Here is a 16,691-nt window from a genome sequence, read left to right on the forward strand (position 1 = left end):
TATAGGCGATTTTCGTGATCAACATCGTCCGTGAGTGCCGAACCGTTTAGGCTCCCCTATTTCTCACCCTGTGTGATTTTTGCCTGCACGCAACCGTTTCTGATCGATCATCAGGTGGGGAAGATCACACCATGATCGTTCCCTACCCGTGTCGCAGATCACATCGTGAGGGGCCTAGGATGGGCGCCGTTCCGGCAGCTTGTGAACCCGGTCACATGCGTGACTCCGGGGGACTGAGAAGGGAGATGGGAGCGCGGTGAACCTGTACGCGCCGATCCTCGTGCTCGGGGGCATTGCCCTGGCCTTCGGAGTGGTCTCCCTCGTGATGGGGGCGCTCACCGGGCCCAAGCGCTACAACCGGGCCAAGCTCGAAGCCTACGAATGCGGCATCGAGCCCACCCCGCAGCCGATCGGCGGCGGGCGATTCCCGGTCAAGTACTACCTGACGGCGATGCTCTTCATCGTCTTCGACATCGAGATCGTCTTCCTCTACCCGTGGGCCGTGTACTTCGACTCGCTCGGGATGTTCGGTCTCGTCGAGATGGTCCTGTTCGTCGCCGCGGTCTTCGTCGCGTACGCCTACCTGTGGCGTCGCGGCGGCCTGGATTGGGACTGACGTGGAAGCGACGGACGACGTGGGACCGATGAGCCGAGACGCCCAGGCTTCCCCACAGGCTTCCCCCAACGACTGACGGAGAGAGGGCATCCGCGTGGGTATCGAGGAGAAGCTGCCCAGCGGCTTCCTGCTGAGCACCGTGGAAGGGCTGGCCGGCTACTTCCGCAAGGGATCCTTCTGGCCGGCCACGTTCGGACTCGCGTGCTGCGCGATCGAGATGATGGCGACCGGTGCGGGGCGCTACGACCTGGCCCGGTTCGGCATGGAGGTGTTCCGCGCCTCGCCGCGCCAGGCCGACCTGATGATCGTCGCCGGCCGGGTCAGCCAGAAGATGGCGCCGGTCCTGCGACAGATCTACGACCAGATGCCCAACCCCAAGTGGGTGCTGTCCATGGGCGTCTGCGCGTCCTCGGGCGGCATGTTCAACAACTACGCGATCGTCCAGGGCGTCGACCACGTGGTGCCGGTGGACATCTACCTTCCCGGCTGCCCGCCCCGACCCGAGATGCTGATGGACGCGATCATCAAACTCCGCGAGGAGATCCAGGCGGCGCCGCTCGGCGTCAACCGCGAGAAGGCCGCCCGCGCCGCCGAACAGGCCGCCCTGAAGGCGCTGCCCACCATCGAGATGTTGCCCGCGAGCGCCCGCCGCGGCGCGCACGAGCTCGATCCCGGCATCCCGGTCGGCCACGCACCCGACGGGGGCGCCCGATGACCACTCCCGGCAGCACCCCCGAGGAGAAGGCCCAGCTGCCCATCCCCCGCGACGCCGACGTGGAACCCATCGAGGTCCGGCACGGCATGTTCGGCGCGAGTGGATCGGGCGACACCTCCGGCTACGGCAAGCTGGTCCGTACCGTCGCCTTCCCCGGCTCCGCCGCCCGCCCCTACGGCGGCCCGCGCGGAACCGCGGACGGCGAGGGCGAGTTCGACCTGGTCGCCGACGAACTCTCCGGCGCCCTCGCGGAAGCCGGCATCGAGTTCGACGACGCGATCGAGAAGGTCGTGGTCGACCGCGGCGAACTCACCTTCCACGTGCGCCGCGAGTCGCTGCCCCGGATCGCGCTGACCCTGCGCAACGACCCGGCACTGCGGTTCGAGCTGTGCACCGGCGTCTCCGGTACGCACTACCCCCAGGAGACCGGCCGCGAGCTGCACGCGGTCTACCACCTGCGCTCGATCACCCACAATCGCGCGGTCCGGCTCGAGGTGAGCGTCCCCGACGCCGATCCGCACCTGCCGTCCCTGGTGAGCGTGTATCCCGCGCTGGACTGGCACGAGCGCGAGACCTACGACTTCTTCGGCCTCGTCTTCGACGGCCACCCCGCGCTCACGCGCATCCTCATGCCGGACGACTGGCCCGGCCACCCGCAGCGGAAGGACTACCCGCTCGGCGGCGTGCCCGTCGAGTACAAGGGCGCCCAGATCCCGCCGCCCGACCAGCGGAGGTCGTACACCTGATGAGCGATCAGACAACGACACCCCCATCCGCCGCGCACGCGCGGGAGACCACCGAGGGCCGGGTCTACACGGTCACCGGCTCCGACTGGGACGAAGTGGTCCAGGCCGCGGCGGACGCCGAAGAGCGCATCGTCGTCAACATGGGCCCGCAACACCCCTCCACCCACGGTGTGTTGCGGCTGATCCTGGAGATCGACGGGGAGAGCGTCACCGAGGCCCGCTGCGGAATCGGTTATCTGCACACCGGCATCGAGAAGAACCTGGAGTTCCGCAACTGGACCCAGGGCGTCACCTTCGTGACGCGCATGGACTACCTGATGCCGCTGCACAACGAGACCGCGTACTGCCTCGCGGTGGAGAAGCTGCTCGGCATCACCGACGACATCCCCGAGCGCGCGCAGGTGATCCGGGTCCTGCTGATGGAGCTCAACCGGATCTCCTCGCACATGGTCTGCCTGGCCACCGGCGGCATGGAGATCGGCGCGCTCACCGTGATGACCTTCGGGTTCCGCGACCGCGAACTGATCCTCGACGTCTTCGAGATGATCACCGGGCTCCGGATGAACCACGCCTACATCCGCCCCGGCGGCCTCGCCCAGGACCTCCCGCCGGGCGCCGTGGACAAGGTCCGCGAACTGGTGAACATCCTGCCCGGCCGGATCCGCGAGTACGAACTGCTGCTCAACGACAACGCGATCTTCAAGGGCCGCACCCAGGGCATCGGCTACCTCGACCTGGCCGGCTGCATGGCCCTGGGCCTGACCGGCCCGGTGCTGCGCTCCACCGGACTGCCGCACGACCTGCGCAAGACGCAGCCGTACTGCGGGTACGAGAACTACGAGTTCGACGTGGCCACCACGGACTCCTGCGACTCCTGGGGGCGGTACCTGATCCGCATCGAGGAGATGAAGCAGTCGCTGCGGATCGTCGAACAGTGCCTGGACCGGCTGGCCCCCGGCCCGGTCATGGTCGGCGACAAGAAGATCGCCTGGCCCGCGCAACTCGCGCTCGGCTCGGACGGCCTGGGCAACTCGCCCGCCCACATCGCGAACATCATGGGCACCTCGATGGAGTCCCTCATCCACCACTTCAAGCTGGTCACCGAGGGCTTCCGGGTACCACCGGGCCAGGTCTACAGCGCGATCGAGTCGCCGCGCGGCGAACTGGGCGTACACGCGGTCAGCGACGGCGGCACCCGCCCCTACCGCGTGCACTTCCGCGACCCCTCGTTCAACAACCTGCAGGCCATGGCCGCGATGTGCGAAGGCGGTCAGGTGGCCGACGTGATCGTCGCAGTGGCGGGCATCGACCCCGTCATGGGAGGTGTCGACCGATGAGTACGGACCTGGGCATGCCGATGCCGCCGGCCAAACCGGCTCCGCCGTTCCCGCCCGCGGTGCGCGCGCGTCTGGAGGTGGACGCGAAGGAGGTGATCGGGCGCTACCCGCAGGCCCGCTCGGCGCTGCTGCCGCTGCTGCACCTGGTGCAGGCCGAAGAGGGCTACGTCACCGGCACCGGCATCGAGTTCTGCGCCGACGTGCTGGGCCTGACCACGGCGGAGGTCTCCGCGGTCTCCACCTTCTACACGATGTACCGGCGTCGCCAGGGCGGCGACTTCCACGTCGGCGTCTGTACCAACACGCTGTGCGCGGTGATGGGCGGCGACGAGATCTTCGCGAGCCTGAAGGACCACCTCGGGATCGGCAACAAGGAGACCACCGCCGACGGCGTGGTCACCCTGGAGCACATCGAGTGCAACGCCGCCTGCGACTACGCGCCCGTGGTGATGGTCAACTGGGAGTTCTTCGACGACGCGACCCCGCAGTCGGCCAAGGAACTCGTGGACGACCTGCGCGCGGGCAAGGACGCGGTGCCCACCCGCGGCGCGCGACTGTGCACCTTCCGGGACACCTCGCGGATCCTGGCCGGCTTCCCGGACGAGCGACCCGGCGCGGTCGACGAGGGCGGCGCCGGCGGCGCGGCCAGCCTGGTCGGGCTGCGTATCGCCAACGACACACACACCGACCGGCCGGCCCGGGCGGCGACCCCGCCCGCCCCCCGGCGGGCCGACGAGGAGGGCGCGGACGAGGTTCCGCGGACCCCGAGTTCGCACGACGCCCCGGCGCCCACCGCCGAGTCCGACCCGGCCCACCCCGCGGCCGCCACCGACCAGGACGGGGACCAAGCGCCGTGACCGAGCCCTCCCTCCTCACCCCCGTGCTCTCCGCGAACTGGGATGAGCACCAGCCGTGGACGCTGGACACCTACCGGCGCGGCGGCGGCTACGACGGACTGCGCAAGGCGCTGGCGATGCACCCCGACGAGGTGATCCAGACCGTCAAGGACTCCGGTCTGCGCGGTCGCGGCGGCGCGGGCTTCCCCACCGGCATGAAGTGGGGCTTCATCCCGCAGAACGACGGCAAGCCGCACTACCTCGTGGTCAACGCGGACGAGTCCGAGCCGGGAACCTGCAAGGACATCCCGCTCATGTACGCCAACCCGCACGTGCTGATCGAGGGTGTGATCATCGCGTCCTACGCGATCCGCTCCGAGCACGCGTTCATCTACGTGCGCGGCGAGGTGGTCCCGGTGCTGCGCCGACTGCACAACGCGGTCCGCGAGGCGTACGCCGCCGGCTACCTCGGCAAGAACGTGCTGGGCTCGGGCTTCGACCTCGAACTCACCGTGCACGCGGGCGCCGGCGCGTACATCTGCGGCGAGGAGACCGCGCTGCTCGACTCGCTCGAGGGCCGCCGGGGTCAGCCCCGACTGCGCCCGCCCTTCCCGGCGGTGGCCGGCCTGTACGCGTCCCCGACCTGCGTGAACAACGTCGAGTCGATCGCGTCGGTGCCGCCGATCCTGAACAAGGGCGTCGAGTGGTTCCGCTCGATGGGCTCGGAGAAGTCGCCCGGTTTCACGCTGTACTCGCTGTCCGGACACGTCGAGCGACCCGGCCAGTACGAGGCCCCGCTCGGGGTCACCCTGCGCCAACTCCTGGACCTGGCGGGCGGCGTGCGCGAGGGGCACCGGATCAAGTTCTGGACGCCCGGCGGCTCGTCCACGCCGATGTTCACCGACGAGCACCTGGACGTGCCGCTCGACTACGAGGGCGTCGGCGCGGCCGGTTCCATGCTCGGCACCAAGGCGCTGCAGATCTTCGACGAGACCGTGTGCGTGGTGCGCGCGGTGCTGCGCTGGACCGAGTTCTACGAGCACGAGTCCTGCGGCAAGTGCACGCCGTGCCGCGAAGGCACCTACTGGCTCACCCAGTTGCTCACCCGACTCGAGCGCGGCGAGGGCACCGAGGAGGACTTGGAGACGTTGCTCGACGTCGCCGACAACATCCTCGGCAAGTCCTTCTGCGCGCTCGGCGACGGTGCGGCGAGCCCGATCCAGTCCTCGCTCAAGTACTTCCGCGACGAGTACCTGGCGCACTTCGAGCACGGCGGCTGTCCGTTCGACACCGCGGCATCCACCGCGTGGGCGAAGACAGCCCCCGCTTCAACCGGGGCAGGAGCGCACAGCTGACATGACAGTCACGACCAACACCCCCGCGAGCGGGCCGCCGGCCCCCAAGCCGGAGGACCTCGTCACCATCTCGGTGGACGGGATCGACGTCTCCGTGCCCAAGGGCACCCTGGTGATCCGGGCCGCCGAGCTGATCGGCATCCAGATCCCCAGGTTCTGCGACCACCCGCTGCTCGACCCGGTCGGCGCCTGCCGGCAGTGCCTGGTCGACGTCGAGGGCCAGCGCAAGCCGCTCGCTTCCTGCACCACCACCGTCACCGACGGCATGGTCGTGCGCACCCAGCTCACCTCGCCGGTCGCGAAGAAGTCGCAGGACGGGGTGATGGAGCTGCTGCTGATCAACCACCCCCTGGACTGCCCCGTCTGCGACAAGGGCGGCGAGTGCCCGCTGCAGAACCAGGCGATGAGCGCGGGTCGTTCGGCCTCGCGCTTCACCGAGGTCAAGCGGACCTTCCCCAAGCCGCTGCGGATCTCCTCCGAGGTGCTCCTGGACCGCGAGCGCTGCGTGTTGTGCGCGCGCTGCACCCGCTTCTCCGAGCAGGTCGCGGGCGACCCGTTCATCGCGCTGATCGAACGCGGCGCGCTCCAGCAGGTCGGGATCTACGAGAAGCAGCCGTTCGAGTCCTACTTCTCCGGCAACACCATCCAGATCTGCCCGGTCGGCGCCCTCACCTCGGCCGCCTACCGGTTCCGGGCCCGGCCGTTCGACCTGGTGTCCTCCCCGACCACGTGCGAGCACTGCGCGTCCGGGTGCTCGCTGCGCGCGGACCACCGGCGGGGCAAGGTGCTGCGCCGGCTGGCCGGCGACGACCCCGAGGTCAACGAGGAATGGAACTGCGACAAGGGCCGCTTCGCGTTCCGCTACGCCACTCGACAGGACCGGCTCACCTCCCCACTGATCCGGGACGAGGACAGCGGCGAACTGGTTCCCGCGTCCTGGTCCGAGGCACTGGGCGTGGCCGCGCGCGGGCTGGCCGCCGCCCGCGGCTCGGCCGGCGTCCTGGTCGGCGGCCGGGTCACCCTCGAGGACGCCTACGCGTACGGCAAGTTCGCCCGGGTCGCGCTGGACAGCAACGACATCGACTTCCGCGCCCGCGAACACTCGGCCGAGGAGGCCGAGTTCCTCGCCGCCGAGGTGGCCGGTACCGGGCTGGGCGTGACCTACGCCGAGCTGGAGAAGGCCCCCGGTGTGCTGCTCGTCGGGTTCGAACCCGAGGACGAGTCGCCGATCGTGTTCCTGCGGCTGCGCAAGGCCGCCCGCAAGGGCCTGAAGGTGTACGGCATCGCGCCGTTCGCCTCGCCCGGCCTGATCCGGATGAAGGGCAGCCTGCTGCGGGCCGCGCCCGGCACCGAGACCGAGTGGCTGTCCGCGCTCGGCGACCCGGCGATCGAGGGCGAGCTCGCCCGGGGCGCGGCCGACCTGCTGCGCACCCCGGGCGCCGTCGTGCTCGTCGGCGAACGACTGGCGGGCGTGCCGGGCGCACTGGCCGAGGTCACCGCGCTGGCCGCGCGCACCGGCGCCCGACTCGCCTGGATCCCGCGCCGGGCCGGCGAGCGCGGCGCGCTCGACGCGGGCGCGCTGTACAACGTGCTCCCGGGCGGGCGACCGCTCGGCGATCCGGCGGCCCGCGCCGAGGTGGCCTCGCTCTGGCGGGTCGCCGACCTGCCCGGCGGCTACGGCCTGGACACCACCTCGATGCTCACCGCGGCCCGCGAACAGCGCCTGGCCGCGCTCGTGGTCGGCGGCGTCGACGTGGACGACCTGCCCGACCCGGCCGGCGCCCTGGCCGCGCTGGACGCGGCCCGCTTCGTGGTCAGCCTGGAACTGCGGCACAGCGCGGTCACCGAACGCGCCGACGTGGTCTTCCCGGTCGCCGCGCCCGCCGAGAAGCCGGGCACCTTCGTCGACTGGGAGGGCCGCGAGCGCCCGTTCGCCACCGTGCTGAAGAAGGACCAGCTCGCCGGCGACCTGGCCGCGGTGATGTCCGACCTGCGCGTGCTCGACGCGATCGCCGAGGCGATGGCCGAGCAGCGCGAGGGCACCCCGATCGGACTGCCCACGCTCACCGCCGCCCGGCGCGAACTGCGCCGGCTCGGCCGGTGGACCGGCGACCGCGGTCCGGCCCCCGAGGGCCGGGCCCGCGAACTCCCGCGTCCCGGCGCGGGCGAGGCCGTACTGGCCACCTGGCGTCTGCTCCTGGACGAGGGCCGGGGCCAGGACGGCGAACCGCATCTGGCGGGCACCCGGCGTGCGCCGGTCGTCCGGCTGTGTGCGTCCACGGCCGCCGAGATCGGCGCCGAGGACGGGGGCGGCGTCACCGTGACCTCGTTGCACGGGGAGGTCACGTTGCCGCTGCGCGTCACCGACATGACCGAGCGCGTGGTGTTCCTGCCCGCGAACTCGCCGGGCTCCTCGGTGCGTCGCGCACTGGGCGTCGGCGCGGGCGAGGTGGTCAAGATCCGGCCGGCTGTCGTGGATCTCGCCCAGGCCGAAGGCCCACCCAACGGCACCGGCCACAACGGTCGGACCGCACACGTTCACGAGGAGGAGCGGTGACGGACAGCGGCATGCAGCTCGCCGCCGTCGGGTTCGGCACCGACGTCTGGTGGCTGGTCCTGCTCAAGGCGGTGCTCATCTTCGCGTTCTGCGTCGTGATGACGCTGTTCGCGATCTGGTGGGAACGCAAGGTCGTGGCCTGGATGCAGATGCGCATCGGGCCCAAGTACACCGGCCCGCAGGGCCTGCTCCAGTCCCTCGCGGACGGCGTGAAGCTCGCGCTCAAGGAGGACATCACCGTCAAGGGCGCCGACAAGGCCGTCTACATCATCGCCCCGATCGTGGCGATGGTCCCGGCGTTCATGGCGTTCGCGGTGATCCCCTTCGGCCCCGAGGTCTCCATCTTCGGGGAGCGCACACACCTGCAACTGACCGACCTGCCGGTCGCGGTCCTCTACATCCTCGCGGTCGCGTCCGTGGGCATCTACGGCATCGTGCTCGCGGGCTGGTCCTCGGGCTCGACCTACCCGCTGCTCGGCGGGCTGCGCAGCTCGGCGCAGATGATCTCGTACGAGATCGCGATGGGCCTGTCGTTCGCGGCGGTCTTCCTCTACGCCGGTTCGATGTCCACGTCGGAGATCGTCGCCGCCCAGCAGGACACCTGGTACGCCGTTCTGCTGCCGGTCTCGTTCATCATCTACGTCGTCGCGATGATCGGTGAGACCAACCGCGCGCCGTTCGACCTCCCCGAGGCCGAGGGCGAGCTGGTCGGTGGCTTCCACACCGAGTACTCGTCGCTGAAGTTCGCGCTGTTCTTCCTCGCCGAGTACGTGAACATGGTCGTGGTCAGCTCGCTGGCGACCACCCTGTTCCTCGGCGGCTACCTCGCGCCGTGGCCGATCACCGCGGTCTGGGACGGCGCCAACTCCGGCTGGTGGCCCTTCCTCTGGTACTTCCTCAAGGTCCAGGCCTTCATCTTCGTGTTCATCTGGCTGCGCGGCACGCTGCCGCGCTTCCGCTACGACCAGTTCATGAAGATCGGCTGGAAGGTGCTGATCCCGCTCTCGCTGGTGTGGCTGATGCTGGTGGCCACCGTGCGCGCGCTCAAGAACGAGGGCTACGAGCAGTCCCGGATCGTGCTGTGGGTCGCCGGCGGCGTGGTCGCCCTGCTCCTGCTGTCGATCCTGTGGGACGCGGTCACGCCCAACAAGGACGAGGAGGCCGACGCGAAGGCGGCCGGCCCCGAACCGTTCGACCCGATGGCGGGCGGGTTCCCCGTACCGCCGATGCCGGGACAGCAACTCCCGCCGGTGCCGCGCCGCAGCGTGCGCAAACCCGAGCCGGTCGGGGTGCCGGCCGCGGCGGAGCCCCCGGCCGACCGCACTGAAGGAGAGGCATAGACCCGTGCCCAAGTTCCTCGGACCGGTCGCGGGGTTCGGTGTCACCTTCGCGACGATGTTCAAGAAGGCGAACACCGAGTACTACCCGTACGAGAAGAAGGTCACCGCACCGCGATTCCACGGCCGACACCAGCTCAACCGGTACGCCGACGGCCTGGAGAAGTGCATCGGCTGCGAACTGTGCGCGTGGGCGTGTCCCGCCGACGCGATCTTCGTGGAAGGTGCCGACAACACCGACGAGGAGCGCTTCTCGCCCGGTGAGCGGTACGGCCGCAACTACCAGATCAACTACCTGCGCTGCATCTTCTGCGGCCTGTGCATCGAGGCCTGCCCGACCCGGGCGCTGACCATGACCAACGAGTTCGAGCTCGCCGACACCAGCCGGGCGAGCCTGATCTTCACCAAGGAACAGCTGCTCGCGCCGCTGTACGAGGGCATGGTCCCGGCGCCGCACGAGATGTACCCGGGCACCACCGACACCGACTACTACCTGGGCAAGGTCACCGCGGCCGCGCCCGGCACGGTGACCCAGGGGCAGCCCCGTGAGACGGCCGAGGCGCACAAGCAGGGGACGGAGGCGGGCCGATGAGCCCCGGAATCGACTTCGCGGCCGAGGTCACCAAGACCTCCACCGGCGAGGCGCTGCAGTTCTGGGTGCTCGCGGCCGTCGCGCTGATCGGCGCCCTGGCCACCGTCTTCATGAAGAAGGCGGTGCACAGCGCGCTCGCGCTGGTCACCACGATGATGTGCCTGGCGATCTTCTACCTGGCCCAGGGCGCGATGTTCCTGGGCATCGTGCAGATCGTGGTCTACACCGGCGCGATCATGATGCTGTTCCTGTTCGTGCTGATGCTGGTCGGCGTCTCCTCGGTGGACTCGCTCAAGGAGACGCTGAAGGGCCAGCGGATCGCCGCCGCGGGGCTCGGTCTGGGCTTCGGCATCCTGCTCGTCGCCGGCATCGCCAACGCGTCCATCACGCACTTCAGCGCCCTGGCCACCAAGCCGCCGGGCAGCCGCCCGGTCTACCCGGCCGAGACCGACGACGAGGCACTGCGCGCGGTGGCCGAGGGCAACGTCCAGGGCCTGGCGCACCAGATCTTCACCAAGTACATCTGGGCCTTCGAGATGACCAGCGCGCTGCTGATCACCGCGGCGGTCGGCGCGATGGTGCTCGCGCACCGCGAGCGGCTGGTGGCGCGCAAGACCCAGCGCGAACTCTCCGAGGAGCGGGTGCGCGACAACAAGCAGGTCGCGCCGCTGCCCACGCCCGGTGTGTACGCCCGGCACAACGCGGTGGACGTGCCCGCGCTGCTGCCGGACGGCAGCATCTCGCAGTTGTCGATCAACAACACGCTCCGCGCTCGCGGACAGATCCGCGACGTCAGCGCCGAGCAGGTGCACAGCGTCGCCGAGTTGGAGAGCGCCGGCGCCGACACCGACGACGAGGCGTGGCCGGACGAGTCGGACGGACCCTCGTCCGCGCCGGTGCCGACCGCCCGGCAGGAACACGACGACGCCGACACCTCGGCGGGCGACGGGTCGGGCAACGAGGTTGCCGCCGGCGCAGGCTCCAAGGAGGGGCGCCCGTGAACCCGGTGAACTACCTGTACCTGTCCGCGCTGTTGTTCACCATCGGCGCGGCCGGGGTCCTGCTCCGGCGCAACGCGATCGTCGTGTTCATGTGCGTCGAACTGATGTTGAACGCGTGCAACCTCGCGTTCGTGACGTTCGGCCGCATGCACGACAACCTCGACGGCCAGATCATCGCGTTCTTCACGATGGTCGTCGCCGCGTGCGAGGTCGTGGTCGGACTGTCCATCATCATCGCCATCTTCCGCAGCCGCCGTTCGGCCTCGGTCGACGACGCCAGCCTCATGAAGTGGTAGGTCGGAACCGGTGATCGAAACCTCCTCCCTGGCCTCCGGCGTCGTGCTCGCCAACGAGGGCGGCGGCGGGCTGCACTCCGTCGCGGCGAGTGGCGCGTTCTCGGCGCTGTGGCTGGTCGTCGGCCTGCCGCTGCTGGGCGCGCTGCTGCTGCTCGTCGGCGGCAAGCGCACCAACGCCTTCGGCCACATCCTCGCCACCGCTTTGGCCCTCGGGTCGTTCGTGGTCGGCGCGCTCATGTTCGTGACCATGCTCGGCAAGGACGACGCGGACCGCTCCGTCGACCAGCACCTGTGGACCTGGGCGCCGGTCAACGAGTTCCAGGCCGACATCGGCCTGCACCTGGACCAACTGTCCATGGTGTTCGTGCTGTTGATCACCGGTGTGGGCTCGCTGATCCACATCTACTCGATCGGCTACATGGCGCACGACGAGAACCGTCGACGCTTCTTCGCCTATCTGAACCTGTTCGTCGCCGCGATGCTGCTGCTGGTGCTGGCGAACAACTACCTTCTGCTGTACGTCGGTTGGGAGGGTGTGGGTCTTGCCTCCTACCTGCTGATCGGTTTCTGGCAGCACAAGCCCAGCGCCGCGACCGCCGCCAAGAAGGCGTTCATCATGAACCGCGTCGGCGACTTCGGTCTGGCCGTCGCGATCTTCCTGATGTTCACCACGTTCGGCAGCTTCGACTTCGCCGACGTGCTCGGCGGCAGTGCGAGCGCGAGCGACGGCACGATGACCGCGATCGGCCTGATGTTGCTGCTCGCCGCGTGCGGCAAGTCGGCGCAGTTCCCGCTCCAGGCCTGGCTCGGCGACGCGATGGAGGGCCCGACCCCGGTCTCCGCGCTGATCCACGCGGCGACCATGGTCACCGCCGGCGTGTACCTGATCACGCGGTCGGCGGAGATCTTCAACGCCTCGCCGGACGCCCAGCTCGCGGTCACCATCGTGGGCGCGATCACCGTGCTGTTCGGGGCGATCGTGGGTTGCGCCAAGGACGACATCAAGAAGGCGCTGGCCGCCTCGACGATGAGTCAGATCGGCTACATGATCCTGGCCGCGGGCCTGGGTCCGATCGGCTACGCCTTCGCGATCATGCACCTGGTCACGCACGGCTTCTTCAAGGCCGGGTTGTTCCTGGGCGCGGGTTCGGTCATGCACGGCATGAACGACGAGGTCGACATGCGCCGCTACGGCGGCCTGCGCAAGTACATGCCGATCACCTTCGCCACCTTCGGCCTGGGCTACCTGTCGATCATCGGCTTCCCACTGCTGTCCGGGTTCTTCTCCAAGGACAAGATCATCGAGGCGGCGTTCGCCAAGGGCGGCACCTCCGGCTGGATCCTGGGCGCGGTCACCCTGCTCGCCGCCGGCCTCACCGCGTTCTACATGACGCGGGTGATGCTGATGACCTTCTTCGGCAAGGAACGCTGGAAGGAGGCGCCCGCCGGTGCCCCGGCGGACTGGCACGAGCCGCACCCGCACGAGTCGCCGACCTCGATGACCGGTCCGATGATCCTGCTCGCGTTCGGATCGGTGTTCGCCGGTGGCCTGTTCGTGCTCAACGACTCGTTCGTGAAGTGGCTGACGCCGGTCACCGGCTTCTCGCACGGCGACCCGCCGATGAGCGAATGGGCGGTCACCGGCATGGCGCTCGCGATGGTCGCGCTCGGCTCGGCGGTGGCCTACGTGCAGTACGCCCGCCGGGACGTGCCCGCCGTGGCGCCGGCCGCGAGCCTGGTCACCGTGGCCGCTCGTCGGGACCTGTACCAGGACGCGGTCAACGAGGGCCTGGTGATGCGGCCCGGTCAGTACCTGACCCGCCTGCTCGTGTGGTTCGACAACCGCGGCGTGGACGGATTCGTGGGCGGACTCGCGGCGTTCTTCGGCGGCACCTCGGCGCGCGTGCGCAAGGTGCAGACCGGCTTCGTCCGCTCGTACGCGCTGTCCATGTTCGGCGGCACGCTGCTGGTCGTGGCCTGCACGCTGATGGCTCGGATGGCCTGAACATGACCATCCGGACACGACCCCAGATCGCCCACACCGTAGGCGCCTCGGCGGAGGGACTTCGATGAACGGCCACTTTCCCTGGCTGACGACGCTCGCGGCGCTGCCGTTCGTCGGCGGCCTGTGCGTCGCCGCCGTTCCGGCCGGCAAGCGCAAGCTCGCCAAGAACGTGGCGCTGCTGTTCAGCCTGCTCACACTGGCCGTCGCGATCGTGGTGGCGACCAGGTTCGACAACGACGGCGGCCGTTTCCAGATCACCGAGAGCTACAGCTGGATCTCCTCGTTCGGGGTGCGCTGGTCGCTGGGTGTGGACGGGATCGGCCTGGTGCTGATCCTGCTCACCGCGGTGCTGATGCCGTTGCTGATCCTGGCCTCCTGGCACGACGCGGACCAGGCGCCGGTGAACGCCGACGGCTCGGCCGGCACCGGCAAGCCCGCGCCGCGCAGCACGCACGCGTTCTTCGCGCTGATGCTGCTGGTCGAGGCCATGGTCGTGGTGTCCTTCGCGGCCACCGACGTGTTCATGTTCTACGTCTTCTTCGAAGCCATGCTGATCCCGATGTACTTCCTGATCGGCGGCTACGGCGGCGCGCAACGCTCCTACGCGGCGGTCAAGTTCCTGCTCTACAACCTGCTCGGCGGACTGGTCATGCTGGCCGCCGTGGTCGGGCTGTACGTGGCGACCGCGAACCAGGGCATCGGGATCGACGGCAACGGCACGTTCGACTTCGTGAAGATCTCGCAGGCGGTGGCCACCGGTCAGCTCGACATCGATCCGACCGCGGAGAAGGCGCTGTTCCTGGGCTTCATGTTCGCGTTCGCGGTCAAGGCCCCGCTGTGGCCGTTCCACACCTGGCTGCCGGACACCATGACCGAGGCCACGCCCGGCATCGCGGTGCTGGTCACCGCGATGGTGGACAAGGTCGGCACGTTCGCGATGTTGCGGTTCTGCCTGGAGATCTTCCCGGACGCGTCGAAGTACTTCGCCCCCGTGATCATCACGCTCGCGGTGATCGGGATCATCTACGGCGCGCTGCTGGCGGTCGGCCAGACCGACATCAAGCGGCTGATCGCGTACACGTCCATCTCGCACTTCGGTTTCATCATCCTGGGCATCTTCGTGATGACCAGTCAGGGCCAGTCGGGCGCGACGTTGTACATGGTCAACCACGGCTTCTCCACCGCGGCCCTGCTGCTGATCGCGGGCTTCCTGATCACCCGCCGCGGCAGCAAGACGATCGCCGACTTCGGCGGCGTGCAGAAGGTCGCCCCCATTCTCGCGGGTACGTTCCTGGTGGCCGGACTCGCGACCCTCTCGATGCCGGGACTCGCCCCGTTCGTGAGCGAATTCCTGGTGTTGGTGGGCGCGTTCGCGAAGTACAAGGTGGCCGCGATCTTCGCCACCACCGGCATCGTGCTCGCCGCCCTGTACGTGCTGGTGTTGTACCAACGCACGATGACCGGCCCACTGCGGCCGGGCAATGAGAAGCTCCGCGACCTGGTGCCGCGTGAACTGGCGGTCGTGGTACCGCTGATCGCGTTCCTGCTCGTGCTCGGCGTCTATCCCAAGCCGGTGCTCGACGCGGTGAACCCGGTCGTGGACCACACGCTCAGCCGGGTGGAGCAGAAGGACCCGGCGCCCACCAAGCCCATCGAACAGGCCGCGGGCACCGAGGCGCACACCACTGGAGGCTCCAAGTGAGCATGAGCACCGCCGCTACGGCAACGCTCGCCGCGACGAAGGTGGACGCGCCCACCGTCGAGTACGGCAAGCTCTCGCCGATCCTGATCATCGCGGGCGTCGCCGTGGTCGGCGTGCTGATCGAGGCGTTCCTGCCCCGACCGGCCCGCTACCGCGCGCAGCTCACCGTGGCCCTGGTGGGCATGATCGGCGCCTTCGGCGCGGTCGTCTGGCTCGCCCGGGACCTCCCGGACGACCACCGGGGCAGCATCACCGCGATGGGCGCGGTCGCCGTGGACGGCCCGTCGCTGTTTCTGCAGGGCACGCTGCTGCTGATCGGCATCGCCTCGGTGTTGCTGATCGGCGAGCGCAGGCTGGAACCGGCCGGCGGCGACGCGTTCGCCCCGCAGGCCGCGGCGGCGCCGGGCAGTCAGCAGGAGAAGGACGCGACGGCGGCCGGGTGGACGCAGACCGAGGTCTACCCGCTGACCATGTTCTCGCTGGTGGGCATGCTGCTCTTCCCGGCGGCGAACGACCTGCTGATGATGTTCGTGGCGCTCGAGGTGTTGTCGCTGCCGCTCTACCTGCTGTGCGGGCTGGCCCGGCGCAACCGGCTGCTGTCCCAGGAGGCGGCGCTCAAGTACTTCCTGCTCGGCGCGTTCTCCTCGGCGTTCTTCCTGTTCGGCGTGGCCATGCTGTACGGCTACTCGGGCAGCGTCTCGCTGGACAGGATCGGCGTGGCCTCGGCGGGCGCGATGGACAACGACGCGCTGCTGCTGATCGGGCTCGCGATGGTGGCGGTCGGCCTGCTGTTCAAGGTCGGCGCCGTGCCGTTCCACTCCTGGACGCCGGACGTGTACCAGGGCGCGCCGACCCCGATCACCGGGTTCATGGCGGCGGCCACCAAGGTCGCCGCGTTCGGCGCGATGATGCGGTTCTTCTACGTCGCGCTGCCGGGCATGCGCTGGGACTGGCGGCCGGTGATGATCGGCGTCGCGATACTGACCATGGTCGCCGGCGCGATCATCGCGATCACCCAGACCGACGTGAAGCGACTGTTGGCCTACTCGTCGATCGCCCACGCGGGTTTCATTCTGACCGGAATGATCGCGATGAACGACGCGGGCGTGTCGTCCACGATGTTCTACCTTGTGGCCTATGGGTTCGTCACTCTGGGTGCCTTCGCGGTGGTCACACTGGTACGCGACGCCCGCGGCGAGGCGACCCATCTGTCCCACTGGGCGGGTCTGGGCAGGCGCTCCCCGCTGGTCGCGGGAGTGTTCGCACTGTTCCTGCTCGCCTTCGCCGGCATCCCGCTGACCAGCGGTTTCTCCGGAAAGTTCGCGGTCTTCCAGGCGGCGGCGCAAGGGGGTGCGGGCAGCCTCGTGGTGGTCGGTGTGCTGTGCAGCGCGATCGCCGCATTCTTCTACGTGCGGGTGATCGTGTTGATGTTCTTCTCGGAGCCCAAGGTCGACGGTCCGACGGTTGTCGTACCCAGCGTGATGACCACCGCTGCCATCGCGCTCGGGGTAGCCGTTACCGTGGTCCTTGGCATCCTCCCGCAGCCGGTACTGGACCTCGCGGACAAGGCAGCCTTGTTCGTCCATTGAGCACGAC

At 69.3% G+C, this 16,691-nt stretch carries 14 protein-coding genes; all 14 read left to right on the plus strand.

Annotated features, from left to right (window positions below; genetic code table 11):
* Positions 1–256: 256 nt before the first annotated feature.
* The 14 genes from OG948_RS21700 (at position 257) to nuoN (ending at position 16,684) form a co-directional block, all read left to right on the plus strand.
* On the plus strand, positions 257–616 hold the full coding sequence (locus tag OG948_RS21700) for an NADH-quinone oxidoreductase subunit A (protein WP_395871826.1): 360 nt from the start codon (positions 257–259) through the stop codon (positions 614–616).
* Positions 617–710: 94 nt separating this feature from the next.
* Entirely contained in the window at positions 711–1,331 is a 621-nt protein-coding gene (locus tag OG948_RS21705; protein ID WP_406298130.1) for a NuoB/complex I 20 kDa subunit family protein, read from the plus strand.
* Positions 1,328–2,077 (plus strand): NADH-quinone oxidoreductase subunit C, encoded by a 750-nt coding sequence (locus tag OG948_RS21710; RefSeq protein WP_406298131.1) that lies wholly within the window; start codon positions 1,328–1,330, stop codon positions 2,075–2,077. Before OG948_RS21705 ends, OG948_RS21710 begins: the two co-directional genes overlap by 4 nt.
* The gene (locus tag OG948_RS21715) at positions 2,077–3,414 is read left to right on the plus strand and encodes an NADH-quinone oxidoreductase subunit D (RefSeq protein ID WP_406298132.1); all 1,338 of its coding nucleotides are present in this window, start codon (positions 2,077–2,079) and stop codon (positions 3,412–3,414) included. The genes OG948_RS21710 and OG948_RS21715 overlap by 1 nt, the downstream gene beginning before the upstream one ends.
* Positions 3,411–4,271, plus strand: coding sequence for an NADH-quinone oxidoreductase subunit NuoE (gene nuoE, locus OG948_RS21720; RefSeq protein ID WP_406298133.1), 861 nt, complete (start codon positions 3,411–3,413; stop codon positions 4,269–4,271). Before OG948_RS21715 ends, nuoE begins: the two co-directional genes overlap by 4 nt.
* Positions 4,268–5,605, plus strand: a complete 1,338-nt coding sequence (nuoF, locus tag OG948_RS21725; RefSeq protein ID WP_395871816.1) for an NADH-quinone oxidoreductase subunit NuoF — start codon at positions 4,268–4,270, stop codon at positions 5,603–5,605. Before nuoE ends, nuoF begins: the two co-directional genes overlap by 4 nt.
* Position 5,606: 1 nt before the next feature.
* The gene (locus tag OG948_RS21730; RefSeq protein ID WP_406298134.1) at positions 5,607–8,162 is read left to right on the plus strand and encodes an NADH-quinone oxidoreductase subunit G; all 2,556 of its coding nucleotides are present in this window, start codon (positions 5,607–5,609) and stop codon (positions 8,160–8,162) included.
* An 11-nt stretch (positions 8,163–8,173) separates the two neighbouring features.
* Positions 8,174–9,502, plus strand: a complete 1,329-nt coding sequence (gene nuoH / locus OG948_RS21735; RefSeq protein WP_406300312.1) for an NADH-quinone oxidoreductase subunit NuoH — start codon at positions 8,174–8,176, stop codon at positions 9,500–9,502.
* A 4-nt stretch (positions 9,503–9,506) separates the two neighbouring features.
* The gene (gene nuoI, locus OG948_RS21740; protein WP_395871812.1) at positions 9,507–10,091 is read left to right on the plus strand and encodes an NADH-quinone oxidoreductase subunit NuoI; all 585 of its coding nucleotides are present in this window, start codon (positions 9,507–9,509) and stop codon (positions 10,089–10,091) included.
* Complete coding sequence (locus OG948_RS21745) at positions 10,088–11,092, plus strand: NADH-quinone oxidoreductase subunit J (RefSeq protein ID WP_406298135.1); 1,005 nt, start codon at positions 10,088–10,090, stop codon at positions 11,090–11,092. The genes nuoI and OG948_RS21745 overlap by 4 nt, the downstream gene beginning before the upstream one ends.
* Positions 11,089–11,388, plus strand: coding sequence for an NADH-quinone oxidoreductase subunit NuoK (nuoK, locus tag OG948_RS21750; protein WP_020549317.1), 300 nt, complete (start codon positions 11,089–11,091; stop codon positions 11,386–11,388). The genes OG948_RS21745 and nuoK overlap by 4 nt, the downstream gene beginning before the upstream one ends.
* Positions 11,389–11,458: 70 nt before the next feature.
* Positions 11,459–13,393, plus strand: a complete 1,935-nt coding sequence (gene nuoL / locus OG948_RS21755) for an NADH-quinone oxidoreductase subunit L (RefSeq protein WP_406300313.1) — start codon at positions 11,459–11,461, stop codon at positions 13,391–13,393.
* Positions 13,394–13,457: 64 nt separating this feature from the next.
* Positions 13,458–15,095 (plus strand): NADH-quinone oxidoreductase subunit M, encoded by a 1,638-nt coding sequence (locus OG948_RS21760; protein ID WP_406298136.1) that lies wholly within the window; start codon positions 13,458–13,460, stop codon positions 15,093–15,095.
* Between the two features lie 2 nt (positions 15,096–15,097).
* A complete protein-coding gene (gene nuoN / locus OG948_RS21765) occupies positions 15,098–16,684 on the plus strand; it encodes an NADH-quinone oxidoreductase subunit NuoN (protein WP_406298137.1) in 1,587 nt (528 codons plus the stop codon).
* Positions 16,685–16,691: the final 7 nt, after the last annotated feature.

It is taken from the genome of Embleya sp. NBC_00888 (assembly GCF_045207655.1).
Lineage (GTDB): Bacteria > Actinomycetota > Actinomycetes > Streptomycetales > Streptomycetaceae > Embleya.

Coding starts and splice junctions, on each gene's coding strand:
- OG948_RS21760 (WP_406298136.1), top strand. CDS start 13,458: ATGAACGGCCACTTTCCCTGGCTGACGACGCTCGCGGCGCTGCCGTTC.
- nuoE (WP_406298133.1), top strand. CDS start 3,411: ATGAGTACGGACCTGGGCATGCCGATGCCGCCGGCCAAACCGGCTCCG.
- nuoH (WP_406300312.1), top strand. CDS start 8,174: ATGCAGCTCGCCGCCGTCGGGTTCGGCACCGACGTCTGGTGGCTGGTC.
- nuoN (WP_406298137.1), top strand. CDS start 15,098: ATGAGCACCGCCGCTACGGCAACGCTCGCCGCGACGAAGGTGGACGCG.
- OG948_RS21745 (WP_406298135.1), top strand. CDS start 10,088: ATGAGCCCCGGAATCGACTTCGCGGCCGAGGTCACCAAGACCTCCACC.
- OG948_RS21715 (WP_406298132.1), top strand. CDS start 2,077: ATGAGCGATCAGACAACGACACCCCCATCCGCCGCGCACGCGCGGGAG.
- OG948_RS21710 (WP_406298131.1), top strand. CDS start 1,328: ATGACCACTCCCGGCAGCACCCCCGAGGAGAAGGCCCAGCTGCCCATC.
- OG948_RS21730 (WP_406298134.1), top strand. CDS start 5,607: ATGACAGTCACGACCAACACCCCCGCGAGCGGGCCGCCGGCCCCCAAG.